The 25,806-nt window shown below is 46.4% G+C and carries 24 protein-coding genes and 4 tRNA genes; 10 read left to right on the top strand and 18 right to left on the bottom strand.

Annotated elements, in window-relative coordinates:
- Nucleotides 1–331: 331 nt before the first annotated feature.
- From M1L23_RS04695 to M1L23_RS04735, 9 genes are all read right to left on the bottom strand, one after another.
- Nucleotides 332–418: transfer RNA gene (locus tag M1L23_RS04695), tRNA-Leu, on the bottom strand.
- 50 nt (nucleotides 419–468) lie between these two features.
- Nucleotides 469–542: transfer RNA gene (locus tag M1L23_RS04700), tRNA-Cys, on the bottom strand.
- Between the two features lie 15 nt (nucleotides 543–557).
- Nucleotides 558–633: transfer RNA gene (locus tag M1L23_RS04705), tRNA-Gly, on the bottom strand.
- Nucleotides 634–748: 115 nt separating this feature from the next.
- Nucleotides 749–1,306: a CDP-diacylglycerol--glycerol-3-phosphate 3-phosphatidyltransferase gene (pgsA, locus tag M1L23_RS04710; protein WP_252625959.1), complete on the bottom strand. Its 558-nt coding sequence runs from the start codon at nucleotides 1,304–1,306 to the stop codon at nucleotides 749–751.
- A gap of 36 nt (nucleotides 1,307–1,342) precedes the next feature.
- Complete coding sequence (uvrC, locus tag M1L23_RS04715; RefSeq protein ID WP_252625960.1) at nucleotides 1,343–3,163, bottom strand: excinuclease ABC subunit UvrC; 1,821 nt, start codon at nucleotides 3,161–3,163, stop codon at nucleotides 1,343–1,345.
- An 87-nt stretch (nucleotides 3,164–3,250) separates the two neighbouring features.
- On the bottom strand, nucleotides 3,251–3,895 hold the full coding sequence (locus M1L23_RS04720) for a LuxR C-terminal-related transcriptional regulator (protein WP_252625961.1): 645 nt from the start codon (nucleotides 3,893–3,895) through the stop codon (nucleotides 3,251–3,253).
- A gap of 159 nt (nucleotides 3,896–4,054) precedes the next feature.
- On the bottom strand, nucleotides 4,055–5,461 hold the full coding sequence (locus tag M1L23_RS04725) for a DUF3482 domain-containing protein (RefSeq protein WP_252625962.1): 1,407 nt from the start codon (nucleotides 5,459–5,461) through the stop codon (nucleotides 4,055–4,057).
- Nucleotides 5,451–6,803 (bottom strand): DUF2868 domain-containing protein, encoded by a 1,353-nt coding sequence (locus M1L23_RS04730; protein WP_252625963.1) that lies wholly within the window; start codon nucleotides 6,801–6,803, stop codon nucleotides 5,451–5,453. The genes M1L23_RS04725 and M1L23_RS04730 overlap by 11 nt, the downstream gene beginning before the upstream one ends.
- A gap of 126 nt (nucleotides 6,804–6,929) precedes the next feature.
- Nucleotides 6,930–7,021, bottom strand: a tRNA-Ser gene (locus tag M1L23_RS04735).
- A gap of 292 nt (nucleotides 7,022–7,313) precedes the next feature.
- Between M1L23_RS04735 and M1L23_RS04740 the strand changes: the two genes are divergently transcribed.
- From M1L23_RS04740 to M1L23_RS04750, 3 genes are all read left to right on the top strand, one after another.
- Nucleotides 7,314–7,976 carry a Bax inhibitor-1/YccA family protein gene (locus M1L23_RS04740; RefSeq protein WP_252625964.1) on the top strand — a complete coding sequence of 221 codons (663 nt, stop codon included), beginning with the start codon at nucleotides 7,314–7,316 and terminating at the stop codon, nucleotides 7,974–7,976.
- Between the two features lie 105 nt (nucleotides 7,977–8,081).
- Nucleotides 8,082–8,828: a DsrE family protein gene (locus tag M1L23_RS04745; protein WP_252625965.1), complete on the top strand. Its 747-nt coding sequence runs from the start codon at nucleotides 8,082–8,084 to the stop codon at nucleotides 8,826–8,828.
- Nucleotides 8,829–8,830: 2 nt separating this feature from the next.
- Nucleotides 8,831–9,160, top strand: a complete 330-nt coding sequence (locus M1L23_RS04750; RefSeq protein WP_252625966.1) for a TusE/DsrC/DsvC family sulfur relay protein — start codon at nucleotides 8,831–8,833, stop codon at nucleotides 9,158–9,160.
- A 7-nt stretch (nucleotides 9,161–9,167) separates the two neighbouring features.
- Here the strand turns inward: M1L23_RS04750 and serS are convergent, their stop codons facing one another.
- The 6 genes from serS to M1L23_RS04780 are packed head-to-tail and all read right to left on the bottom strand — an operon-like array spanning nucleotide 9,168 to nucleotide 15,918.
- Nucleotides 9,168–10,463: a serine--tRNA ligase gene (serS, locus tag M1L23_RS04755; protein ID WP_252625967.1), complete on the bottom strand. Its 1,296-nt coding sequence runs from the start codon at nucleotides 10,461–10,463 to the stop codon at nucleotides 9,168–9,170.
- 48 nt (nucleotides 10,464–10,511) lie between these two features.
- Complete coding sequence (locus tag M1L23_RS04760) at nucleotides 10,512–10,928, bottom strand: fluoride efflux transporter FluC (protein ID WP_252625968.1); 417 nt, start codon at nucleotides 10,926–10,928, stop codon at nucleotides 10,512–10,514.
- On the bottom strand, nucleotides 10,925–11,323 hold the full coding sequence (locus M1L23_RS04765; protein ID WP_252625969.1) for a fluoride efflux transporter FluC: 399 nt from the start codon (nucleotides 11,321–11,323) through the stop codon (nucleotides 10,925–10,927). Before M1L23_RS04765 ends, M1L23_RS04760 begins: the two co-directional genes overlap by 4 nt.
- Nucleotides 11,324–11,325: 2 nt before the next feature.
- Nucleotides 11,326–12,669, bottom strand: a complete 1,344-nt coding sequence (locus M1L23_RS04770) for a replication-associated recombination protein A (protein ID WP_252626165.1) — start codon at nucleotides 12,667–12,669, stop codon at nucleotides 11,326–11,328.
- Between the two features lie 20 nt (nucleotides 12,670–12,689).
- Entirely contained in the window at nucleotides 12,690–13,364 is a 675-nt protein-coding gene (gene lolA, locus M1L23_RS04775) for an outer membrane lipoprotein periplasmic chaperone LolA (protein ID WP_252625970.1), read from the bottom strand.
- Between the two features lie 10 nt (nucleotides 13,365–13,374).
- Nucleotides 13,375–15,918, bottom strand: coding sequence for a DNA translocase FtsK (locus M1L23_RS04780; RefSeq protein WP_252625971.1), 2,544 nt, complete (start codon nucleotides 15,916–15,918; stop codon nucleotides 13,375–13,377).
- Between the two features lie 263 nt (nucleotides 15,919–16,181).
- Here M1L23_RS04780 and ald point away from each other — a divergent pair, with 263 nt between their 5' ends.
- The 4 genes from ald to infA all read left to right on the top strand — a co-directional run bounded on the left by ald (nucleotide 16,182) and on the right by infA (nucleotide 19,408).
- Nucleotides 16,182–17,312, top strand: coding sequence for an alanine dehydrogenase (ald, locus tag M1L23_RS04785; RefSeq protein WP_252625972.1), 1,131 nt, complete (start codon nucleotides 16,182–16,184; stop codon nucleotides 17,310–17,312).
- 110 nt (nucleotides 17,313–17,422) lie between these two features.
- On the top strand, nucleotides 17,423–18,373 hold the full coding sequence (trxB, locus tag M1L23_RS04790) for a thioredoxin-disulfide reductase (RefSeq protein WP_252625973.1): 951 nt from the start codon (nucleotides 17,423–17,425) through the stop codon (nucleotides 18,371–18,373).
- 16 nt (nucleotides 18,374–18,389) lie between these two features.
- A complete protein-coding gene (gene aat, locus M1L23_RS04795) occupies nucleotides 18,390–19,088 on the top strand; it encodes a leucyl/phenylalanyl-tRNA--protein transferase (RefSeq protein ID WP_252625974.1) in 699 nt (232 codons plus the stop codon).
- Nucleotides 19,089–19,189: 101 nt separating this feature from the next.
- Nucleotides 19,190–19,408, top strand: a complete 219-nt coding sequence (gene infA / locus M1L23_RS04800) for a translation initiation factor IF-1 (protein ID WP_072155533.1) — start codon at nucleotides 19,190–19,192, stop codon at nucleotides 19,406–19,408.
- Between the two features lie 116 nt (nucleotides 19,409–19,524).
- On the opposite strand, the gene clpA is transcribed toward infA, so the two are convergent.
- Together clpA and clpS are read right to left on the bottom strand one after the other, a co-directional pair.
- Nucleotides 19,525–21,792, bottom strand: coding sequence for an ATP-dependent Clp protease ATP-binding subunit ClpA (gene clpA, locus M1L23_RS04805; RefSeq protein WP_252625975.1), 2,268 nt, complete (start codon nucleotides 21,790–21,792; stop codon nucleotides 19,525–19,527).
- A 62-nt stretch (nucleotides 21,793–21,854) separates the two neighbouring features.
- Nucleotides 21,855–22,172 (bottom strand): ATP-dependent Clp protease adapter ClpS, encoded by a 318-nt coding sequence (clpS, locus tag M1L23_RS04810; protein ID WP_252625976.1) that lies wholly within the window; start codon nucleotides 22,170–22,172, stop codon nucleotides 21,855–21,857.
- 269 nt (nucleotides 22,173–22,441) lie between these two features.
- Between clpS and cspD the strand changes: the two genes are divergently transcribed.
- The gene (gene cspD, locus M1L23_RS04815) at nucleotides 22,442–22,657 is read left to right on the top strand and encodes a cold shock domain-containing protein CspD (protein ID WP_252625977.1); all 216 of its coding nucleotides are present in this window, start codon (nucleotides 22,442–22,444) and stop codon (nucleotides 22,655–22,657) included.
- Between the two features lie 71 nt (nucleotides 22,658–22,728).
- On the opposite strand, the gene yejK is transcribed toward cspD, so the two are convergent.
- A complete protein-coding gene (gene yejK / locus M1L23_RS04820) occupies nucleotides 22,729–23,778 on the bottom strand; it encodes a nucleoid-associated protein YejK (RefSeq protein WP_252625978.1) in 1,050 nt (349 codons plus the stop codon).
- Nucleotides 23,779–23,851: 73 nt separating this feature from the next.
- On the opposite strand from yejK, the gene M1L23_RS04825 reads away from it, so the two are divergent.
- Nucleotides 23,852–24,079, top strand: coding sequence for a DUF1414 domain-containing protein (locus M1L23_RS04825; RefSeq protein WP_252625979.1), 228 nt, complete (start codon nucleotides 23,852–23,854; stop codon nucleotides 24,077–24,079).
- A gap of 38 nt (nucleotides 24,080–24,117) precedes the next feature.
- Entirely contained in the window at nucleotides 24,118–25,758 is a 1,641-nt protein-coding gene (locus M1L23_RS04830) for a DUF3413 domain-containing protein (RefSeq protein WP_252625980.1), read from the top strand.
- Nucleotides 25,759–25,806 lie beyond the last annotated feature (48 nt).

A 25,806-nucleotide genomic window follows, 5' to 3' on the forward strand; every position in this document is an offset into this window, starting at 1 on the left:
GAATACTTGCCGCAGCAGATGAATGGGTAAGGCGTTCTTGTTCGCGAGAAATAAGCTGCTCATAGCGATAATAAATATGATAGCCAATGAGCACGGCCATTACAGCAGCAGCTACAAAGTAAATGCGCCACTCTTTTTTAAAGGCTCGTTCGAAATCATAGAACATAGAAAAATATTACTCTGCAATTGACCAGCGCATATGTATTAGCTAATCATTAAAAACATAAGAGTTACTATGCTTGAAATTTAGGCATAAAAAAAGACCCTTAAGGGTCTCTATTTATTCTTCTTTTTATTGTTTTTAATTTTACTTAGCTTTGTATCATCGTATTGGTGCCCGGGGCCGGACTTGAACCGGCACGTTGTTACCAACGAGGGATTTTAAATCCCTTGTGTCTACCGATTCCACCACCCGGGCAAACACGATGTTACATTTCTGTATATTACAACTTACGTCTTACTTGAGTCTGGAGGCGGGTCCCGGAGTCGAACCGAGATCCACGGATTTGCAATCCGCTGCATAGCCATTCTGCCAACCCGCCAGACACTTGAAATATTGGAGCGAGTAACGAGATTCGAACTCGTGACCTCAACCTTGGCAAGGTTGCGCTCTACCAGCTGAGCTATACTCGCGCACTTCATTTCAGTTCTTGCGTGTGGCACTTGCCAAACGCAGGGCCATTCTACTCATAGGGACTTCCCAGTCAACCATTAATTGCAGATTTTTGTTCGTTCGCTCAAATTTTAGCTAATTCGTATTATTTTCAGCCGTTAACTCGCTCCAGGCGCTCATTAAATACACTTGCATGGACCAGAGCGTAAGTACCGCTGCAGTGTAAAGAGCAACCGTTGCTGTTGTTTTAACGAACAAATTTGCGTCCCAGAGTAATCCGGTAAGCGCTATCATTTGTGCTGTGGTTTTAATTTTACCCAACGATGATACCGCAACTGCGTCACGTTTGCCTACTTCTGCCATCCATTCCCGTAACGCCGAAATGATTAGTTCGCGGCTAATTATAATTAAAGCTGGAATAGTTATCCAGAACGTTTGGTAATACTCCACTACCACGATAAGTGCTGCAGCCACCATTATTTTGTCGGCAACGGGATCGAGGAACTCTCCAAATTTCGTATGCTGGTTTAATTTGCGCGCAAAGTAACCATCGAGGCCGTCGGTTATTGCCGCTAACACAAAAATACAAGCGGCAATAAATTGCGCTTCTTTAATTGGTAAATAGAAAAAAACCAAAAAAACCGGAATTAACAAAATACGGAAGGACGTTAATAAGTTGGGAATATTCCACATAAACTATTCATTCTCTTTTCAATAGGTGTACGGTGTTCATTCATCACGCAAGGCATAATAAATAGTTTCGGCTAAGCTCTTACTGATACCTGGTACATTGGCGAGCTGTTCTATACTAGCCCCTTTTACCTGTTGTAATCCACCCAGATATTTTAATAAGTTTTGCCGGCGCTTTGGCCCAACCGCAGGAATTGACTCTAAAGTAGAAGTTTTCTTCACTTTAGCACGACGTTGCTGGTGGCCAGTAATGGCAAACCGATGTGACTCGTCGCGAATATACTGAATAAGGTGTAAGCCTGGATGATCGGCAGGTAAATGCCTGGTTTTACGGCTATAACCAAAAATAAGTGTCTCTAAGCCTGCTTTGCGGCTTTCGCCTTTTGCCACACTTATAAGTAACGGTGGCTGCGGCCAGTTTTCAAAATATTTTTCTGCTTGGGTTAACTGCCCTTTGCCACCGTCGATAAATACCACGTCGGGTACATTTTCCCGCTCTATAGCATGTTTATAGCGTCGGCTAAGCACTTGCGCCATGGCGGCATAATCGTCGCCTGGGGTAATGTTGTTGATATTATACCGCCGATAATCGGACTTCCGCGGGCCTTCAGGGCCAAATACCACGCACGAAGCCACGGTTTGCTCGCCCATGGTATGAGAAATGTCGAAACATTCAAAGCGCTCTAAGGTTACTTCAGCACCTATAAGCTGCTGTAACGCCTCGAAGCGAGTTTGCATAATAGAAGCTTCACCTAACCGACTGTGTACTGCGTTCATGGCATTTTTATTGGCTAACGAGCGGTACTGCGCTCGCTGCCCACGGTGATTACTGGTAATTCTAACCCGTTGTTGCAGCGCCTCTGATAATTGCGCACTGAGTTCTTTGGCCATAGCAGAGTCTAATGGGGCCACTACTTCATTGGGTACCCGCTTGCCCTGACTTTCATTTAAATAAAACTGCAATACAAACGACTCGAGAATTTCTTCGTCGGTGGAGTTAGCCGGAACCTTTGGATAATAGCTGCGGCTACCTTGCACGGCATTTTGGCGAATAAACAATAAGTGAATGCAGGTCATGCCCGATTCTCGCCAAAAGCCAATGACGTCTAGCTCTTCTTGTTCACCCGACACCGCATTGCGCTCTTGTACTTGGCGCAAGGCAGCAATTTGATCGCGCAATAACGCAGCTTGCTCAAAGTTTAGCGCTTGGCTTGCTTGGTCCATGGCCTGCACTAAGCGTTCAATTACTTCGTCGTTTTTACCGCGCATAAACATGCGCACTAAGTCTACTTGCTCGGTATATTCGGCATCGCTTGGAATACCTACGCAAGGTGCTAAACAACGTTTTAATTGATACTGCAAGCAAGGCCTGCTGCGCGAACGATAAAACGTGTCGTCGCATTGCCGTACTGGAAAAAGTTTTTGCAACAGCTTTAAGCTGTCTCGCACCGCGCTGCCATTAGGAAACGGGCCAAAATAGTCGCCCTTCTCGCGGCGGGTACCACGGTGGAAGGCAATACGGGGATGCTGGTGATCAGAAATTATTATGTAGGGATAGCTTTTGTCGTCTCGTAATAACACGTTATAACGCGGTAAATACTTCTTAATAAAAGTATTTTCAAGAATAAGCGCTTCGGCTTCAGAATTGGTAACGGTAACGTCCATCGACGCAATATGGCGCACTAGGGCTTTGGTTTTAACCGAATCAACTTGTTTGCGAAAATAGCTCGACACGCGTTTATTTAAGTTTTTCGCTTTACCCACATAAATAACTTCCCCGCTGCTGTCGTACATGCGGTACACACCCGGTTGTTGGGTTAAAGAAGCAAGGAATTGTGCAGAGTCAAATAACGTGTTCATGCCACCAAATTAGCTATCTGATAATTAAGAACGACAGTTTACCAGATAGCTACTTCTGTGTCGTGCGGCGGCACCCAGTACAAGGGTCTAAATTACTTCACCTTGCGGCTCTACTAAGCCACTTTTAATGGCCAAATGGGCTAATTGTACGTCGCTGTCTACCTGTAGCTTTTCATACAACCGGTAGCGGAAGGTATTCACTGTTTTGTTGGAAATAACCAGTCGCTCAGCTATTTCTTTTACCGAAACACCTAAACTGACTAATTGAAATATTTGTCGCTCTCGATTGCTCAAACCAATGGTTATGCAACTTTCTTCTGAATATTGCCTAAAGCGTTTAAACGATGCCGTTAAGTACGGTGAAGAAAAACGCTGGCCGAGAGCAACCACATTACAGCCACGAATTAATTCGTCGGTTTCAACAAAGCGATAGAAATAACCAGGAATAAGAGGATGCCGCGTTTTATAGTCGAGTGCACAGGCTAAACTATTGGTCCATAAAATAACTTTAGCGCGGGTGTGCTGGCGGTAAATAGAACGTAACAAGCCTTGCATGCGACGCCGGTCAAAGTGAATGGAAATAATGACCACCGCCTTAGGGGTTTCGTTGAGGGCGGCTAATAATTCGTTATTGTTATTTACTTCAGAGGCCTGCCAATGATGGGTAGTAAGTTCGGCAATAACACCACGACGCTGCACACCTTTAGGAATGGCCACAATTACTTTTTTCATAATAAAACATCCTTGTCATATTGATTAAAAGCACTTGCTGCACATGCAAATTATATTATAAAGCATGTTTTGTAACACTTACTTGTTACAGCAGTGTTATATAACTAGCTAAGGAATTGATAAAGATCAAGTTTAAGTGCGACAAAACTCCGCCATAACTCAATTGCCGCTCAAATAATAGTCGCTCGATGTCTCGATAAGTGCCCCAATTTGGTCGCTTAATTTTTTTATAAAGGCTGAACGATCAGAGCTGTGACTATGGGCTCCTGAAAGCGCCGACCAGTTCACCTGACGCGGAATAGCTTGTAAAAGTTTTTTTAAGCTTTTATCCACTACTAAGCCATTGCTTAATTTTAAATACACCGGGCTAATGGCTGCATGCCCACGCGTGGCCAGCGCCTGAATAAGCAACAACTGACGCTTAAATAACAGTTCTAGTACTTGCTGATCGGCCTGCATAAGTTCTTTGCCGCTAAACTTGGCCTGCAGTTGCCGGCTAAACTTTTTACTGCCTTGATACATGCCCCCTACCATGGCCCCAATAAGCGTACCTGCACCCAAGCTTGCACCACCCACCATTAGGTCGATACCGGCGCCAACAGTGCCGCCTGCAACAACCCCGGTACCGGCTTCAACACCAAGTGCGCGCCAAGCGTCGGTGTCGAAGCTATGTTGCTGCCAATGGCCATTTTCAATAGGCAGCTGCTCTAGTCGCGCGTCGCCCAGCTGAAAGCCAAATACGGCTAATATATCTTGTAAGGCTTTATTTTCTGCGTTAATAACTGTTTGCTTAAAGTGCTGCTGGGCCGCGGCAACGTCTGCACTGTCGTCTAACCGCACGGCAGTTTGGTACGCCCCTACATTCACTAACAGCTCGGCCAATAGGTTGGCTGCGGCTGTGGTTTTAAAGTGCTGCTCTTGCGCTCGGGTTTTTAACAGCCGCTGTAATGGTTCGCGTGCAATCGGCATAGCAGCAATACATTGCTCTAATAGGCGGGTTTCGTGGGCCAGCGATGTGCTTTGGGTGTCGAATAGCACACTATTATGCAAATTAACCCGTGCCAACGCACTTTGCCATGGTGCTAAATCGCTATTTTCATTTATGAAATTAAGTACCGGAATAATGGGTTTGGCCGCCATGCGTAAAATGGCCAATTCATCGAGATATTTTTCTAGCACAGGGGTACGAGTGTCGATAACAAATAAGGCCAAGTCCGTGTGTAACAGTTGACGAATAACTTTGGCTTCTTGTTCAAACTCATTATTTGCCTGCGGCGATTGTAAAAAACTAGCTAATACCGCGGGGCTATTATGTTTGTTTTGTGCATTTACATATTGCTGCAAATGCATATACAGAGCTTGGCTGTCTTCTAGCCCTGGGGTGTCAAATAGTTCTGCAACCACCTCTGTGCCGGCAATTAACTGCGCCATGCTAACGTCGCGTGTGGTACTTGGCGTGGCTGCAACCTCGCCAAAATGGGGGTTTTTTAATAAGGTGCGTAAAAACGATGTTTTACCCGTATTGGTATGGCCCACCACGCTCATTGAAACGGGTTTAGTTGTCATTAGTATGCTCCGCTTGGCTAATACGCATGCCCTGACCAAGATTATGTTCGCTATTAAAGCCCTGTAGTACACTTAGCCAGCCTTCGGTGAACGCTCCCTGCTCATGCACTAAATGGCAGTGCAGCTCGGCCGCAAGTGGCAGCAAGCCACGTAATAAACGCATATTGCCTCGATCGGGGGTAAGTTGATTATCAATGGTAACCAGCATACTGGCTGCGGGCTGTGTTTTAAATTGGGCGGTTAAACGTTCTAAATCGCTCATAGTAGCTAAGGTGCCCAAGGTTTTATGGTTGGCCGTTAGTTGCTGTTCAACCGCCTCGGGGTGTTCAAGCTGAAGCCAATAATGGCCCACCCCGCTAGCTGGCTGTTGAGCTTGTTGGTTATAACCTATAACTGGGTTTTCTTTATCGACCGACTGGGTGCCACTACGTAATAACAATGGCACTAAATGGCTTAACCCCGGCTGAGTATGGTCAACGGTTAAACCTTTACTACGTACTGTCAAAACCCCAGCCACCAGCAAAGCAGTAACCAAGCGTAAACCGCTGCCATACACCAATACCATGCCAATTAGCCAGCGCCCTACTTGGGCTTGTTGTTCAGCAGAAGCCGTTTGCAATACCTCAACCGTTGGTAAGCTTAAGCCTAGCCAACTTAAACTGCGCCCTAGTAATTCCGCTAAATAGGTCATGGTAGGCAAATTTAGTACCGTGGTTTCCCAAGTAAAGCTGTAGCTTTGAAACAGAAATAGCAAACCTAAAATAAGTGCCGCTGTTGTTAGCAACACCAACCAATATAAATGGCTAAAGATAGATACCACCAGCTTTACCATTTGATAATGGTTTAAGGTATGGCCTAACGACTGCAGGGCATATTTCGCCTTAGGCGTGCGATTAAACAACTGTAAGCCTTGTTGTATGAAGCCCCCGATAAAGCCACCTTGGCGTGGTTTTATAAATAGCATTGCCAACCAAATAAAATACAGCAGCAAGTGAACCCCTAATAAAGCAAACAACACCCAGGGCAAGCTAAGCACTCGGCTAACATTGCCGTCGACCACTTTAGCCAAACCAAAGCCCACTACCAACGCTAAAGCAAACAGCAAGAACACCATTACCTTTAGGCTTTTAATAGTGTTATTTAAGCTGTGGTACAGCTGGTAATGCTCAAGAAAGTGTAGCGCCCGCTCATGCAACTGCACATGTATGCTTTGCGGCGGCTGTTGTGTGTTAGGGCTATAAGGCGGTTGCAAGGCTGGCGATTGGTCGCGTTCATAGCACCGCACCAACTCAATTTGCCAAAGCTGAAGAAACTTACTTTTAAATTGCTGAAGTGGGATCAAGAGCAAAACACCTTAGTTAATACAGCCGGAGTGAATACAATCGGCTTGTTGTTCGGTTTATATGATAGGCGGTGCGCAGACGAAAAAAAAGCCCGTATCTTTCGATACGGGCTTTCTTTCTAAATGTGGCGGAGAGGGAGGGATTCGAACCCCCGGTAGGAATGAACCTACGTCTGATTTCAAGTCAGGTGCATTAAGCCGAACTCTGCCACCTCTCCGAAGTGTTTCAGCGTTACCGAAATATTGGTTAACTGCTGAAGACGGCGAGAATGATAATGAGCTACTGCCTACTTGTAAAGCCTAAATTGAATTATTTTGTTCAAGTGCGTGATTTTTCGCCGTTCTGTACATGCTTTCGACAAAACCTTATGTTTGCCCCTTTAACTATTGATAATCGTTGCCATTTATAAGGTATACTAGCGAACTTGATTCAATAATAATGGTCTTAGCCTTACACTTATGTAAGTTGCCCATCGACCTATGTTCGACACGAACAGGAGAAATGACGTAATGCACAACCCTACAGTACACACGGCACGCCACGACGCGGCCATTGAAGTAAATAAAGTACTACGTAATACCTATACGCTATTAGCGATGTCACTAGCATTCAGTGCGGTAATGGCTGGTATTAGCAGTATGTTAAACCTGCCGCACCCTGGCCTTATTTTAATGTTGGTTGGTTTTTATGGGTTACTGTTTGGTATTCATAAAACGGCCAATAGTGGCTTAGGTATTTTATTTGTGTTCGCTCTAACCGGCTTTATGGGTTACACCATTGGTCCTATTCTGAACATGGTTGTCGCCACCGGCGGTAGTGACATTGTTATGCTTGCTATGGGCGGCACAGCGCTTATTTTCTTTGCCCTTAGTGGTTATGTACTTACCACCAAGAAAGACATGTCGTTCTTAGGCGGCATGATGGTGGCGGGCTTCGTAGTATTACTGGTTGCCGTGGTAGCGAATATGTTTATGCAAATACCTGCCCTTGGTTTAGCCATTAGTGCCCTTTTTATATTGTTTTCTTCGGGTGCAATATTGCTACAAACTAGCCAAATTATTAATGGTGGTGAGCGTAACTACATTCTAGCAACCACCACGCTATTCGTTTCAATTTATAACATTTTCATCAGCTTGCTGAACTTGCTGATGGCGTTTAGCGGCCGCGATTAATTCTTTCGCAGCTAGTTTAAATAGCTGGTTATAATAAACGCCCTGCGGTTTTCCCTCAGGGCGTTTTTTTATCGCTAACTGTTATATTTTTAAAAAGGAACATTCATGGCAAGTTACTTACTTCTTGTGCAAGCAAACCCCGACGACATTACCACCGGCTTACAAGCGCTTGAGCAAGCACAGCAACTTGCCAGCCAAGGTGAAACCATTGCCCAGGTATTTTTTTATGGCCAAGGGGTTTTGTATGCGAACCGATTCTTAAGTTTTCCCTCGGGCTTACCTAACTTACAAGCCGCATGGTTAAAGTTTTCTCAACAGCATAATGTTCCTTTAGTGGTGTGTGCCACTGTTGCTAGCCAATACGGTGTAGAAGCTTTACCACCACCGGCGGGTAACTTAGCTGAAGGCTTTCATGCGGGTGGGCTAACGGAATTTATGGCTACTTTGGTAAGCACCGATACTTTGCTGCAATACCCAGGGCTAAAACCAACAGCTACAGCACCTAGTGGCGACACCATCAGTTTTATATATAACCAGCCGCCCTTACATGCCAGTGCTCGCCACGGCCTAGATATGCTGCTTATGGCAGTGAGTTTAGACCAACCCGCCGCCGCCGTGTTTGTGGGTGAAGGCATTTGCCAGTTAGCAGCACCAAAAACCGATCTTGATCCATTAAAAAAAATGACCATGTTGCCAGACATTTTTGATTTCGAAAGCTTCTACACCACAGCCGACACTCTCAAACAGGCTGGTTTAAAGCCAGAGCAATTACGCTTACCGGTAACTATATTAACGGCCGCTGAACTAGAGCAACTCGTTGGCCACGACAGTAAACACGTAGTGAGATTTTAACCATGCTTCATTTTAATGGCCGTGACTACGAAACCGACAAGCACGAGTACCTACTTCACTTTAATGAGTGGTCAGTACCCTTAGCCGAATATATTGCAGAGCTAGAAAACATTGAAATGAGCCCATCCCATTGGGAAGTGGTAAACTTTGTCCGTGAGTTTTATCAGGAATACGACACTAGCCCAGCCATGCGGGTGTTAGTGAAAGCCGTTGAAAAACGATTAGGCAAAGAAAAAGGGAATAGCCGCTATCTCTATTCCCTTTTTCCCAAAGGGCCTGCTAAGCAAGCCACTCGCATTGCCGGCCTGCCAAGACCAGCAAAATGTATTTAACCTTGTATTAACCTTGGCTAATACGCTCTACGCCTGCCATATACGGGCGTAGGGCTTCAGGAACAACCACTGAGCCGTCGGCTTGCTGGTAGTTTTCCAATATCGCCACCAAAGTACGCCCTACTGCTAAGCCTGAACCATTCAAGGTATGTAGCAACTCTGGCTTTTTCGCCCCTTTACGACGGAAACGGCCTTGCATACGGCGCGCTTGGAAGTCGCCCATATTTGAACAAGAGCTAATTTCACGGTAAGTGTTTTGTGCAGGCAGCCACACTTCTAAGTCGTAGGTTTTAGTGGCACTAAAGCCCATGTCGCCTGTGCACAGTAGTACTTTACGGTACGGCAAGCCTAGTTGTTGTAATACTTGCTCAGCATGGCCGGTTAGCTCTTCTAACGCCGCCATTGAGTCTTCCGGTTTCACCATTTGTACCAGTTCTACTTTATCAAACTGGTGTTGGCGAATAAGGCCACGGGTGTCGCGACCATGGGAGCCAGCTTCGCTGCGGAAACAAGCAGAATGAGCCGTTAGCTTCATTGGCAACTGCTCTTCGTCGATAATTTCATCGCGCACAAAGTTCGTTAACGGCACTTCAGCGGTTGGAATAAGCGACAATGCCACTTTGTCTTGGCTTTCACCTTCCACGTGGAATAAGTCTTCACCAAACTTAGGTAACTGGCCTGTGCCCTGGAGCGACGCGTGGTTCACTATAACCGGTACATAGGTTTCTAAATAACCATGCTGCTCGGTATGTAGATCAAGCATAAACTGAGTAAGTGCGCGGTGTAAGCGGGCTACGCCGCCTTTCATTACTGCAAAACGAGCACCGGTAATTTTCCGAGCGGTGTCGAAATCTAAACCGTTATTTAACGCTTCACCAATTTCCACATGATCTTTTGGCGTAAAATCAAATACCGGTGGTTCGCCAAAACGGCTTACTTCAACGTTTTGCTCTTCGTCTAACCCTTCAGGTACTTCGGCCGCAGGTAGGTTTGGCACCCCTGAAATAATGTCCTGCAAACTGGCTTGTACCTGCTGTAACTCGGCTTTGGCCGCATCTAATTGGTCACCTAAGGCGCCTACCTGAGCTTTTAATGGCGCTGTGTCTTCACCACGCCCAACCGCCTGACCAATTTCTTTTGAGCGCGCGTTGCGCTCGCTTTGTAACGATTCGGTACGCACTTGCAGCTCTTTTCGCTGAACTTCTAATGCTTTCAGTGTGTTTACGTCTAATTCAAAACCACGACGCGCTAGCTGTACGGCGGTTTCTTCTATTCCATCACGAAAATGCTTCGCGTCTAACATGGTGACTACTCTCTTTTTTAATTCGAAAAAATAATTAACCCGGCTAGCTTAGCTAACCCTACGTAACCGGCGTTGATGCCAGTTGCTCACTAAAAACATGGCGAACATACAAACTGCTAGCCCTAATACAAGCTGCAACAGTAAAAACCCTGCTACGGCTAAATATTGCTGATTCAGCCAAAGTTCAACGCTCGCTGCCGCCATAGCGGAGAATGTTGTTAATGCTCCAGCAATACCAGAGCCTTGAATCCATTGTTGCCGCGGGTGCCAAACTTTACATTCAACTAAACCCGCCACAAACCCCAAATACAAACAGCCTAATATGTTAACGATCACAAGGTAAAAAGGGAAACCCGTTGGCCCGCTTTGATGAAATAAATCACCTATCATGGCTCGCATTGTGGCGCCAAGAGCACCACCTAAGGCAACCATAACCAGTGTTTTAAAGGCCAAAGGATTGTTCATAGCCCAGCGCCTAAAACTCTGGCTAGCCACATACCAACGAGTACTGCCAACATACTTAAACCAATACTCAGCGCAATATAACTAAAATTTAGCCACCTATTGTTATGTCGTCGTTGAGCCAATTCAAACACAAACATAGAGAAGGTGGTAAAGCCACCAAACACGCCTAACTGAAAAAAGCTACTGAGCGCTTCGGCATTCATCGGTTCGCTACTTGCCAGCCAACCCTGTTCTAACAGCCCCATAACTAGGCCAAGCCCTAATGAGCCGACCACATTCACCAGTAAGGTACCGGGCATTGAACTGCCGTAAAGCCGTTGGGCTAACTGAGTTAATATAAAGCGCAACACCGTACCTAGAGCGCCGCCTAAGGCCACGAGGAGCGCTAAATACATGGTTATTGGTCCCGTTTCCAGCTGCTGGCTGCGTCTATGGCACGGAGCCGTTCAAACTTTTCTTTTATTTGTTTTTCTAAGCCACGATCCGACGGCTGATACCACTGTGTTTGTGCTAACTCGGGCGGTAAATAGCTCTCTCCAGCGACATAGGCATGGGGTGCATCGTGAGCGTACTTGTAATCCGCACCAAAGCCTTCTGCTTCATGTACTTTAGTAGGTGCATTACGTAAGTGTTCAGGTACTGGATAAGATGTGCCATTTTTGGCTTCGCTTAACATTGCGTTAAAGGCCACATACACGGCATTACTTTTCGCTGCGCTGGCACAATATATGGTGGCTTGGGCTATGGCTCGCTCGCCTTCAGCGGGCCCAACGCGATGGTAAGTGTCCCAAGCGTTAATCGCTAACTGAATAGCTCTGGGATCAGCATTACCAATGTCTTCCGAGGCAATGGCCAGTAAGCGCCTAGCAATGACTAACGGCTCGCCCCCTGCGGCAAGAAAGCGACAATACCAATACAAAGCGCCGTCGGCGGAAGAGCCCCGCACCGACTTGTGAAACGCCGATAATAAGTCGTAATACTGGTCGCCATTTTTATCGAACTGAATGGCCTTTTCACCCGTTACTTCTTCAATCAGGCTGCGGGTTATAACGCCGCCAGTTGGCACTTCAACAAAATCAGCAGCAATTTCTAAATAATTCAATGCGCGCCGGGCGTCGCCGTCGGCCACATGGAGTAAAAAGGCTTCTGCTTCAGGCTCAAAACTAAGCTGGCGTTCGCCAAGGCCTTTGTCTATATCGTGCAAGGCTTGCTGCACAACTTGTTTTATTTGTTCATTTTCTAGCGGCCGTAAGCGGTACACGCGGGCCCTAGAAAGCAAGGCGTTATTTAAGGCAAAGCCCGGGTTCTCGGTGGTTGCACCAATAAAAATAATAGTGCCGTCTTCAATAAATGGTAAGAAGGCGTCTTGTTGGCTTTTGTTAAAACGGTGTACTTCGTCTACAAACAGCATGGTTTGCTGGGTGCCAGCCCGCTCTTTGGCGCCGGCAATGGCTTGGCGTATTTCTTTTACCCCAGAAGTTACCGCTGAAATGCGCTCTACGTAGGCGCTGGCCGCTTGCGCAATAAGTTCGGCTAGGGTGGTTTTACCGGTGCCCGGTGGTCCCCAAAAAATCATTGAATGTAAGGTGCCTTGTTCAACAGCCCGGCGTAACGGTTTATTAGGCCCTAGCAAATGAATTTGGCCCACATAGGCGTTTAGGCTACTGGGGCGCATACGAGCGGCTAAGGGTTGGTATTTTGACACAGCTCTAGCTTGTTGTGGCTGCTGGTCGTCGCCCATTAAACTAAACTGTTTGTTCATTAATAATCACGCTGATCGTCAATGTCTACGCCGTCGGGTACTATAAATTCAAAGCGTTTGGGTGCTATTGGCTGGTTTTCTTGTAAGTCGCTGAGCATAAATACACTACGCTGCCCGTAAGCGTCGCTTAACTCCATTTCCACTAAAAGGTTAGCGCTATTAAAGCGTAGTACTAATTGCTGGCCTTGGGCTTCGTCTTGGCCGTCGATAATCCAACGGCCCTGATCAAACTGAATGTAAAAGCCGTCCCAGGCATCGCTTTCTAATAACACCAATAACGGGTTCGACGCCATGGTTTGCGACTGGGCAAACAGCGACACTTGTTCTATAAACGGGTTGTAATACCAAACCGTTTCACCGTCGGCTACCAATACCGATTCGTCGGGGCTTTCCGTTTCCCAATAAAGCTGGCTTGGTCGTTGCAAGGCAAATATACCCTGCATAACTTCAACTTTTTCTTCATTTTCGTATATATGCTGTTCAAACCGCCCTGCTAAGGTTTGAATATTTGCTAGCAAAGCACGCAAGGTTTCCGCCTGGGGGGCTGGTTCACTTTGCGCTTGATTGGCCTGGGCTATTGGGCTAGTAATCAGCGCTACACAAAAGGTGGTGGCCATAACTGCCCGAACCACACTAGAATGTGCGGCTTTTTTAAATAACGTACTTAATACCATAAAAAGGTCCTTAATAATCAATACTTGGGTGACGTGGTGCACGGGGGGCGAGCACGTCTCGAGCGCCGCCAGGACCAGCAGTACTTACGACGCCACTTACTTCCATTTGTTCCACAATACGGGCGGCGCGGTTGTAACCAATGCGAAATTGGCGCTGCACAGAAGAAATAGACACCCGCCCTTTTTCAGTTACAAAGGCTACTGCTTCATCGTATAAGGGGTCTGACTCCGCGTCTTCTTCGCTTTGTTCGCCAGGCAGCAACATGTCTTCGTTGGCATCGCCACTTAAAATTTCTTCAAGGTACTGCGGCTTGCTGCGGGCCTTCCAATCGGCCACCACTGCGTGCACTTCATGGTCGTCAACAAAAGCACCATGCACCCGGGTTGGTACCCCAGAGCCAGGAGGTAAATAAAGCATGTCACCTTGGCCCAACAACTGATCGGCGCCCGGTTGATCAAGTATGGTTCGCGAGTCTATTTTCGACGACACTTGAAACGCTATACGCGTAGGTATATTCGCTTTTATTAAACCGGTAATAACGTCCACGGAAGGTCGCTGGGTGGCCAGTATTAAGTGAATCCCCGCCGCCCGAGCCTTTTGGGCAATACGAGCAATAAGCTCTTCCACTTTCTTGCCTACAATCATCATCATGTCGGCAAATTCGTCTACCACCACCACTATATAGGGTAGTTTTTCTAGGTCTGGCGCTGTTGCGTCCATAGAATCGCCCGGTTTCCACACTGGGTTTTTCAGCGGTTTACCCGCGGCTATCGCTTCTGCTACTTTATCGTTATAGCCTTTTATATTGCGCACCCCAAGGGCCGACATAACGCGATATCGGCGTTCCATTTCGCCCACGCACCAGCGCAGCGCATTGGCCGCGTCTTTCATGTCGGTAACTACTTCCGTAAGCAAATGCGGAATACCTTCGTATACAGAAAGCTCGAGCATTTTCGGGTCGATCATGATTAAGCGCACGTCTTCTGGCTGCGACTTATACAGCAGGCTAATAATCATGGCGTTCACGCCCACCGACTTACCCGAGCCGGTTGTACCCGCAACCAATAAATGCGGCATGCGGCCAAGATCAACCACCACCGGCTTACCAGCAATGTCTTTACCTAACACCATGGTTAAGGGCGAGGTTGAATTAATAAAGTTCTCGCACGACAATACTTCATGCAACTGAACAATTTCACGGTTTTTATTTGGCAGCTCAAGGCCAACAAATGACTTACCCGGAATAACTTCTACTACACGCACAGCAATGGCCGATAAGCTGCGCGCAATGTCTTTCGACAAGTTTGTGATGCGAGAAACCTTTACACCCGGGGCTAAATCAAGCTCAAAACGGGTAATCACTGGGCCGGGTTGCACCCCTACCACTTGTACATCAATGCCGAAGTCTTTTAGCACCGTTTCAACGGTGCGACTTATTTCGTCGAGTTCTTCTTGGTTTAATGGGTTTTCTTGCTGGTTCGGGCGGTCGAGTAACGCCAACGACGGTAGCGGATCAACCCGTGCAGGTGCTGCTGGTTCGGCGTTTATACTGGCACTTTCTGCTGCAGCACTGGGCATCATGGTTGCTGTAGTAGCCGTATGCCCCGTGTCCCAAGGTAAGTCGTCGACATTGGGCTCGTCATTAATGGCGCTCACGCCCTGTAAGACAATTTCTTCTGGTTCGGCATGTGCGGTGGTGCTGATCGAGGGTAAATTGTCATCGCTTTCAGCCATTGCCTGACGGCCAGCACGACTCGGTGTTAAACGTGTGTCGGTAACTGGCAAGCTGTCCCAGTCGTTGGCGGCAGCTGTTTTTGGGCTGCGCTGCCAAAATTTCAATTTATTCCACCACGACTTGGTTTTAATTTTAGCACTTTCTTTAGTTGGGTCTTTAGCTTTCTCCGCAGCTTTCAGTTTCGGTTGCGTTGGGGCCGGCATTGGTGTACTCGCTGCCACTGCTGGTACCTTGGTTTTGCTTGGCTTTAGTACATTAAACACCCACATAGTGCTTTGAATAGCCCAGGCGCCAATGGTGTCGACCAGTTTCAACCACGACAACCCCGTTACTAAAGTAATACCTGTTAATACAAAGGTAAGCAGCAGTAATATTGTGCCGGGTACATTAAAATAAGGCACCATAGCCGAACTAATAACCCGCCCTAATATACCCCCCGAAGAAAAATTATAAATACCGTCAAGGTTCAAGCTGAATAACGATGAGCAACCCGCCACAAACAAGATGACACCAATTATTCTTAAACCTAAGGTTAAATAGTCTATTTCAATAAGAGTACGGGCACGGTAAAAAGCAAAGTAACCGGCAAGCATAACTAGAAAAGGAATAACGTAAGCCATTAAACCAAAGGTAAATAGCAACACATCGGCAAAACGGGCCCCTATTGCACCTGCAGCGTTTTGAATGTCTTGTGTATGAGCCGCCTGCGACCAACCGGGATCAGCCGGGTGAAACGTAAGCAGTGCGGTAAAAAGAAAAATACTAATGGCACCACTAATAATAAGGCCCGCTTCTAGTAATCGTTGAACACCTGTCATAATTATTATTTATTCCTCGTTCTTACTTATTACGCCTATGTTACAGCATAGAAGCGAAGGTACCGAATAGCACTGGCCGTGTGTGAAGGGGGAAAGTTAAAAAAAACAGTGTATCTGCTTTCGCTGTTCACACCAGTTATAATTATCATTAACAAAGAATTGTAACATGCTAATATGACGCTGCAAAAAATTGCGCCGTGCCTTACTGCTTTGGGCTATAGTTTTGCGCATTATTTACCCTACTTACTTTAGAGGCTTTGATTATGTTAATTGGCGTTCCAAAGGAAATTAAAAACCATGAGTACCGTATTGGCTTAACCCCTTCAGCAGTGCGTGAGTATGTGGCTCATGGGCATCAGGTTATGGTTGAGCGCGACGGTGGTTTAGCCATTGGTTTCACCAATGACGACTATACCGAAGCCGGTGCTACTATTGCCGACACGCCTGAAGAAATTTTCGCCAAGGCGGAAATGATCGTGAAAGTAAAAGAGCCACAACCCCACGAATGTAAACAAATGTGGGCTGGGCAAATTCTTTATACCTACTTACATTTAGCCCCAGACCCAGAGCAAACCCGTTTATTAGCTGCCGCTGGCGTAACCGCTATTGCTTATGAAACGGTTACCGATAACCGGGGTGGCTTGCCTTTGCTGGCGCCAATGAGCGAAGTAGCTGGCCGTATGTCAATTCAAGCCGGCGCCCACCACTTAGAAAAGGCCCAAGGCGGCAGCGGTACCTTATTAGGTGGTGTACCGGGGGTAATGCCTGCTGAAGTATTAATTTTAGGTGGTGGTGTAGTAGGTACCAACGCCGCTAAAATGGCGGTTGGCATGGGTGCCGACGTAACTATTCTCGACCGTTCTTTACCACGCCTACGTGAACTTGATGATATGTTCCGTGGCCGTGTAAAACTTATCTACTCAACCGTAGACGCCATCGACTATTATTCAAAGCGTGCCGACCTAATTATTGGTGCTGTATTAATACCTGGTGCTGCTGCGCCTAAGTTAATTACACGCAAGCACGTTGCTGAAATGAAGCCTGGCTCGGTATTAGTCGACGTAGCCATAGACCAAGGCGGTTGCTTTGAAACGTCGAAAGCGACTACACACCAAAACCCAACCTTCGTGATCGACGATGTGGTGCACTATTGTGTAGCAAATATGCCAGGTGGCGTAGCTCGTACTTCTACTATAGCCTTAAACAATGCCACTCTGCCCTACGGTATTGCTTTAGCAAACCACGGCTTAAAAGCCATGGCGAATGACAAGAACTTCCTTAATGGCTTGAATTTGCACCGTGGGGATATTACCTATAAAGCTATTCACGACGTTTTAGGCAAGCAGTTAGGTTTGAACTATAAAGACGCACTTGAAGCTATTACTACTAGCTAGAAAGTAACTTACAGAGCCGGGTTTAACCCGGCTCTTTACGCTCTAGGGTTCCTTCCTTACAATACTGTCATAAAATATTATATTTTCATTTGTACCGGAGTCTACGTTCGATGACTGATGTAAAGCATTGTAAATTATTAATTCTTGGTTCAGGCCCCGCGGGTTATACCGCTGCCGTTTATGCTGCCCGCGCTAACTTAAACCCCGTACTGGTTACCGGTATGCAGCAAGGTGGCCAGCTAACCACCACCACCGACGTTGAAAACTGGCCGGGTGATCCGGAAGGCCTTACTGGGCCTGACCTAATGGCGCGAATGCATCAGCATGCAGAGCGTTTTGAAACCGAAATCATTTTCGACCACATTAATGAAGTGCAATTAACACAGCGCCCATTTCGGTTAAAAGGCGACAGCGGCGAGTACACTTGCGACGCTTTAATCATCGCTACTGGCGCTTCGGCTATGTACTTAGGCTTACCTTCAGAAACTGCTTTCCAAGGCCGTGGCGTAAGCGCCTGTGCTACCTGCGACGGGTTTTTCTACCGTGGCCAACAGGTATGTGTAGTGGGTGGTGGTAATACAGCTGTTGAAGAAGCCTTGTACTTATCTAATATTGCTGAAGAAGTTCATCTTATTCACCGCCGCGACACCTTCCGTTCAGAGAAGATTTTAATTGATCGGCTCATGGAAAAAGTGAAAAACGGCAATATTACCCTGCACTTAAACAAAACCCTTGAAGAAGTTGTGGGTGATGACGCGGGTGTAACTGGCGTGCGTATTCGCGATACTAAAGACGAAAGCATTAGCGACTTAGCCGTACACGGCGTATTTATTGCCATTGGCCACAAGCCTAATACACAAATGTTTGAAGGCCAGTTAGACATGGCAAACGGCTACATTAAAATACATTCAGGTGCCAACGGTAATGCCACCCAAACCAGTATTCCGGGCGTGTTTGCCGCTGGCGACGTCAGTGACTATATTTATCGGCAGGCTATTACTTCGGCAGGAACTGGTTGTATGGCCGCATTAGACGCTGAGCGTTTTCTTGACAGCCAATAGTTGATGGCCCGATAACATGATCCCCTATTACAGCGCGGAAAACTTTGTTTTTCCGCCAACCGAAACGGCTTTACCTGAGCCCAATGGGTTACTTGTCGCTGGCGGGGATCTTGCTCCTGAACGGCTGCTGCTGGCCTACCAAAGTGGTATTTTTCCTTGGTACACAGAAGGTGAGCCTATATTATGGTGGTCGCCAAGTATTCGTGCCGTGTTTTGGCCTGAGCACATTCATGTAAGCCGTTCCTTAGCTAAGTTTTTAAGAAAGTCGCCCTACACCTATAGCTTCAACCAGGCCTTTACCGATGTAATTCAGTCGTGCGCCTATATACACGAACACAACACTGGTACTTGGATTACTCCCCCTATGATTCAGGCCTATAGCCAGTTACACCAGCAAGGCCATGCCCATTCGGTTGAGGTGTGGCAGCAAGGGCAATTAGTGGGTGGTTTATATGGTGTATTAATTGGCAGCACTTTTTGTGGCGAAAGCATGTTTCATCGTGCTGATCATGCGTCTAAATGTGCTTTATTAGCTCTTGCCCAACATTTAGTCCCGGCAGGCTTACACTTAATTGACTGCCAATTACCTAACCCACACCTGATACGCTTAGGCGCAAAAGAAATATCACGAGCGAGTTTTATTGAACAATTAACTCGCAATAAACCCCACATATTGGCAGCAAACGCCCTTAAACCGCAGGTTATCGCGCTGTGATAAGCGATTAATACACTAAATGTGTGGTAATTTAGCTTCAAATGCGTTAACATTGCCGGCGTTTTTAAAGCCAGATGTATTGACTGAAATTTGAGGAATTAATGGCGAAAGAAGATAGCATTGAAATGCAAGGTGTCATTTTAGACACTCTGCCAAACACTATGTTTCGTGTTGAACTAGAGAACGGTCATGTTGTGACTGCCCATATCTCTGGCAAAATGCGTAAGAACTACATTCGAATTCTGACTGGTGACAAAGTTACCGTTCAGCTTACACCCTATGACCTTACTAAAGGTCGTATCGTTTTCCGTACACGTTAATTTACCCTGAGCGGCTGGTAAGCAACTTTTTGTAAACGCCCGCGTGTAACACAAATAATAAAAAACCGGCTAGATGCCGGTTTTTTTATTGCTTGGCATTTATTGATTATACCAACTTAAACCACAGCTTCACTTTCGTTGTCGTAACTAAAGTGTAGCCCTGCTTCGCTTCCTGCTGCTTGTTCAGCAACACTTACGCGCACATTACCACCTTTCGTTAGGCGGCCAAATAAAATTTCATTGGCCAGTGGCTTTTTCAAATGCTCTTGAATAATGCGCGTCATTGGCCGAGCCCCCATGGCTTTGTCGTACCCATGTTCAGTAAGCCATTCACGGGCTTCATTATTTAGTTCTAACGACACGCCTTTGCGATCAAGTTGTGCCTGTAGTTCACAAACAAACTTGTCCACCACTTGCAAAATAACGTCGCGGTCTAAATGGTTAAACCACACTGTGGCATCAAGCCGATTTCGAAACTCCGGGGTAAATACCTTCTTAATTTCAGCTAAAGCGTCGAAGCTATGGTCTTGCTGACGGAAGCCCATGCTTTTACGCACTGTTTCTCTGACCCCAGCGTTGGTGGTCATAACCACCACCACGTTACGGAAGTCTGCTTTACGACCGTTGTTGTCGGTTAAGGTGCCGTTGTCCATTACTTGCAATAAAATATTAAAAATATCGGAATGGGCTTTTTCAATTTCATCCAGTAACACTACGCTGTATGGGTTTTTAATCACCGCTTCTGTTAATAGGCCGCCCTGTTCATAGCCCACATAGCCTGGTGGTGCACCAATTAAGCGACTCACCGCATGGCGTTCCATATATTCTGACATATCAAAACGTAGCAGCTCTACGCCCATGGCTTTCGCTAGCTGTTGGGTCACTTCAGTTTTACCTACACCGGTTGGCCCAGCAAACAGGAATGAACCCACCGGCTTGTTGTCGCCCCCTAAGCCCGAGCGTGACAAGCGTATTGCAGCCACTAAGCTGTCAATGGCTTCGTCTTGACCAAACACTACCATTTTTAACTTCGCGTCGAGTTTTTCCAGCATGGTTTGGTCGGTTTGCGACACGGACTGGGCGGGTATACGGGCTATTTTGGCTATAATAGATTCAATGTCGCCTACACCAATGGTTTTTTTCCGTTTCGACGGCGGTAACAGGCGTTGGCTGGCACCTGCTTCATCAATCACGTCGATGGCCTTATCGGGTAAGTGCCGTTCATTAATATATTTGGCCGACAACTCGGCCGCAGCACGAATAGCTGGCTGCGTATAACGAATACCATGGTGCTCTTCGTAACGCTCGCGCAGGCCCATTAAAATGCGCGTGGTGTCTTCTACCGAAGGTTCAGCCACGTCGATTTTCTGGAAACGGCGTACTAAGGCGCGATCTTTTTCAAAAATGTTTTTATATTCTTGATAAGTGGTTGAACCAATACACTTCAGGTCGCCGCTACTTAATAATGGTTTCAGTAAATTAGACGCGTCCATAACACCGCCCGATGCAGCCCCTGCACCGACAATAGTATGAATTTCATCAATAAATAATATCGCATCTTCTTGTTTAATTATTTCATTTAATAGCGACTTAAAGCGTTTTTCAAAATCACCGCGGTATTTAGTACCCGCCAACAAGCCCCCCATATCAAGGCTGTAAATTGTAGCGTCTTTAATAACGTCTGGTACTTCACCGCTAACTATGCGATAGGCTAAGCCTTCAGCAATAGCCGTTTTACCTACCCCGGCCTCGCCTACTAACAGTGGGTTATTTTTACGGCGGCGCACTAACACTTGTACCGCTCGCTCTAACTCGGCATTACGGCCTATTAATGGGTCTATTTTACCTGCCAAAGCGCGGGCATTTAAATTGCTACAAAAGCGTGCCAAATAGCTAGACTCTTTATCGGCGGTTTCTTGTGGGTTGGTGTTAGCAACGGGCTCTTCCGAACCTTCCACCCGAGAAATGCCATGGGAAATGAAATTAACAACATCAAGCCGGGTCACATCATGTTGTTGTAATACAAATACCGCTTGCGACTCTTGCTCACTAAAAATAGCCACCAGCACGTTGGCCCCACTCACTTCCGAGTTGCCCGACGACTGCACATGGAACACGGCCCGCTGTAATACCCGCTGAAAACCTAAGGTAGGCTGCGTTTCACCTTCATCGTCGTTTAGTTTTGGTGTTGAACGCTCAAGGTAACTGAGTAGTTCTTCTTGTAGCTGCTCAAAATTAACCGCGCAGGAGCGTAATGCGTCGGCTGCGTCGGGGTTGTCAAGGAGGGCCACAAGCAAGTGTTCCACCGTCATTAGTTCATGCCGGTGTTCACGAGCCAAGCGAAATGCGTCGTTTAATGTAAGCTCTAGCGCTTTATTCAGCATGATGCCTCCTTCACTTCAAAAGTCATGCGTGCTCCTAAAAATTCATGCGTGCTCACTACTTATTATGCTTGTTCCATAGTACACAATAATGGGTGCTGATGTTCCCGTGCATATTGGTTCACTTGAACCACCTTGGTTTCTGCAATTTCGGCAGAATATATGCCACAGACAGCTTTACCCTGATAGTGCACCTTTAACATTACGTCAGTTGCGGCCTCCTGATCCAGCTTAAAAAAGCGCATCAGTACCTCAATGACAAAATCCATAGGGGTATAATCGTCGTTATTTAACATCACCTGGTATTGCGACGGCGGCTTTAGGCCAACTACCGTGTCTTCGTCTAAGTGATGCTCTGGTATTGAATCACTATATCTGCTCATACATATACTATAGCTGAATCTCGCTGCTGCAGGCAGAGATTTTCATATCTCTCTTGTTAAGTTTCCGTTAAAAAAACAACACAAATAACTTGACTAATATTTAACCTACTCTAGAGTAATAAATGGTGACTTGGCTACAACATTTCAAGGCCTTGCACCAAATTTATAAATAGAGCCTGTTTAAACAGGTCGTTCTAAAGTTCAAAATAACAATAAATCTGTTTACAACAATGTAACTAACAAGTCGCATTTTAGAAGGAAGTAGAAGTATGGCTACTGGTAAAGTCAAGTGGTTCAACAACTCCAAAGGGTTCGGGTTTATAGAAAGCGAAGATCGCAGTGGCGACATATTCGCTCACTACTCAACCATTCAAATGGAGGGGTATCGCACCCTTAAAGCTGGCCAAGAGGTTCAATTCGAACTTCAAGAAGGTCCAAAAGGACTCCACGCGGTGGAAATTGTTCCCGCAGAAGGCGAAAGCTAGCTTAAGCGCGTTGCTAACAAAAATGCCAGCAATAATGCTGGCATTTTTATTTAACCCTACCGATTGATTAGCTAATCATTCAAGCCAAAGTATCGGCGTAACTGATCGCGTAAGTTCGGCGGTGTACCTGTAATGGTTAGGGTGTCTGTAGCCGGATCATAGTTAACCCGCTCACCGATCATTTTCTGATCAAAACCAACACTTAACCCACCACCTTGGCCTTGAAACCGTATTAACTGCCGTAATGCGGTTTTGTCGGCAGGAAACTCGTCTGGCAGCTCTTGCTCTTTGCGTTCTGAATAGGCCCGCAACGACGGTGCCCCTTTTTCTTTTAAGCGCTCGTCAAGCATTTCAATGTTAACACGTTCGCCCTGCTGCCATTGCTCACCACAATAGTCATAGACTTCTTGGCGCACTTGCTCGGCCACGTCTTTAGGTAATTCTTCTTCCCCAACGAACGACTGAATGGTACGCACTAAGCTTTCCGTGCTTTGTTTAGCATTGGTACGTTCCGCACAACCAAGAAAGTCGAGAAAGAAGTCTGACACTTTACGGCCCGCGCGACCTTTAATAAATGAAATACAGTCGTTGTTTTCAATGTTTGCGGTGTATTCGGTTAAGTTAATTCGTGCCGCTAGTTGTAGTTTGCCCATATCTAGTTGCGCCGCTCGATGTACAGACAAGTCGGGCTGCACCATAACCCCGTCTCGTACCGGCAAAAAACTAACCAGCAAGAAACGATCGCCGGTTTGTTCAAAGTCAGCCAACATTAAAAACCCACTTTCAGCAAAACCGTAGCCAGAAATTTCGTCTTTCAATAGCCGCGCCGCATGGTGACTAAATTCAATAAAACTGGCTTCACTATTCAGCCACTGTTCAAGTAGTACTCGGAACTTTGGCGCTTCGGCTGGCTCTTCACCCGCTGTGGCTATTTCCGTTTCATCAACAAAGTGAGCATAGCCCTTCGCTGGTTTGGCGTTGTATACTCGGTTTAGCTCTTCTAGCAGCGCAAGTACTTCAATGTCGTCGGCTAACTCGTTCGGCGACAGCCGCAAGCCAAACTGGCCTTCGTTGTCGTGATACAGGTGGTGCACAATACTGGTAGTAATATCTAGTTTCATTCCGCCTCTCGCTTTGCAAGCGTCTGATTTATGTTAAACTTCATTGAATTCTAACACGTTACTGGTGAACCTAATGCCGATCATGTCGAAATATTCTCGTGCCGAACAAGATCAACTGTTCGAAAAGCTTTTAAATGCCCTAACCGAAACCGATGTACCCGCCGACTTGGCGCTTATGACATTAGGTAATTTAGTCACTTATGTGTTACATCAACAACCATCGCCTGAGCGTCGTACCGCCCTAGCGCAACAATTTGGAACCATCTTGCTAAAATCGGTTCAGAACAAGCAGGCCAACTAAATGGCTCATAATATAATTGCCGGAGAGCATCAGCCGCTATGACGATTCATCAGCACCGAGATAAAATTGCGCGAAGTATAAGTTGGGGCCACTGGTTTACCTTCGCCAATATTTTTTTGGCGCTGCTCATTGGTAGCTTGTACTTTAACTCGGCATCAACCACCGGCAGCACCCTAGCACGGGTGTACTTAGTGGTCAGTTGGCTTGGCCACTTTGCCTTTTTGCCCTTCATGTTCTTTATTATTTTACTATTTCCCTTTTGTTTAGCCTTTCCCTACTCGCGTTTTTTACGGGGTTTGGGGGCATTAATAGCGTCTTTCACATTATTCGCCTTGTTACTTGACGCCGTGTTTTTCCAATACTACCAGTTTCACTTAAATAGCTATGCCATTGCCCAGCTCGCCACCGATGCTGAAGAATGGCTCAGCGGCGGTAGCTTTATTTTACTCATTGCAGCTATTTTAAGTTTCCTTGGTATTTTTGCTGTTCAAATTCTGATTACCAACGTTACTTGGAAAAAACTCGATAAACTCCGCCAAATGCGTACATTACGGGTTATGCCCGCCGTGTTCGTACTGTCATTTTTCCTTAGCCACAGTATCCATATTTGGGCCGACGCAACCTTATTTAAGCCGATTACGCAGCAAGACGACTTATTTCCACTTTCCTACCCAAGCACTGCAAAAAGTTTAATGACGCGGCATGGCTGGATCGACATGGCAAGTTTAAACCGCCAACATTCAGAAGCCGTTGCAAATGCTACTACTAGGTTACGCTACCCACTTAACCCACTGTTGTGTGCCCGCCAAAGCCATGCTAACCCAACTCTTTTTGTAGTATTTGAACGCTTAACAGCTGCGCAAACACAAAGCCTGCAAACCGCTTTACCACAATTGCAAAGTTTTAACGGTACGTTATTAGGCCACCCACAAGCTACGGCTGGTTTTTTCCAATTCAGCTACGGCATACCCGATCGTTACCTAGAGGTATTTAATCAACAAGCTATTACGCCGGCTTACCTAGCAACCTTAAACGACCTTGATTATCCGTTGCAGTGGTCGGCTAGCTCGCATTTCAACAACCAAGCGTTGCCCTTTGCACTGCGCGCCTTAACACTAAACAATACTCCCCCAACCATTCATGCCAATGGGGTTAGTGTGGTGTTCGCCAACGCAAACGACTTAAACGAAACCATTGAGCATATGAAAGCAGTACTGGCGATACAACCTAAAACAGCTATATTTGTTACCGCTGTTGCGCCCCAAACGCTGCCTTTAGATAAGCGCGCACAAGTAGATGCTTCCACCGTTGCAGAACGTCTTGCTGTGCCTTTATTAACTGTTAACGTAACCATTTATCCAAAGCGCCAACTAGCACAGCTGAATGACTTACTACCTACTGCATTAAGTATGTATATGTCGTGCGCCGACGATAATCGCAGTTTTAGTAATGGTATGCATTTAAATTCACCTAGCCAGGGCTACCCGCGAGTAACGAGCATAAACCCCAACATTTATTTATTCGAGAGCGATAAAACCAGCGTGTTAAACGCCAATGGCGACGTGGTGGTATATGACAACGACGGCCAAATTATTGATGGTGCGCAACCCACCACCACGGTATTAATTCAAGGCCTGAATGAACTACAGCGTTTTTCAGCACCGCAGCGCAAGCGGTAAGGTAAAACCAAGTAAAAATGAGCAAAAAAGCGGCACTCGCTCTATGAC

The organism is Aliidiomarina quisquiliarum (assembly GCF_023922585.1).
In the GTDB taxonomy this organism is placed as follows: Bacteria; Pseudomonadota; Gammaproteobacteria; order Enterobacterales; family Alteromonadaceae; genus Aliidiomarina; species Aliidiomarina quisquiliarum.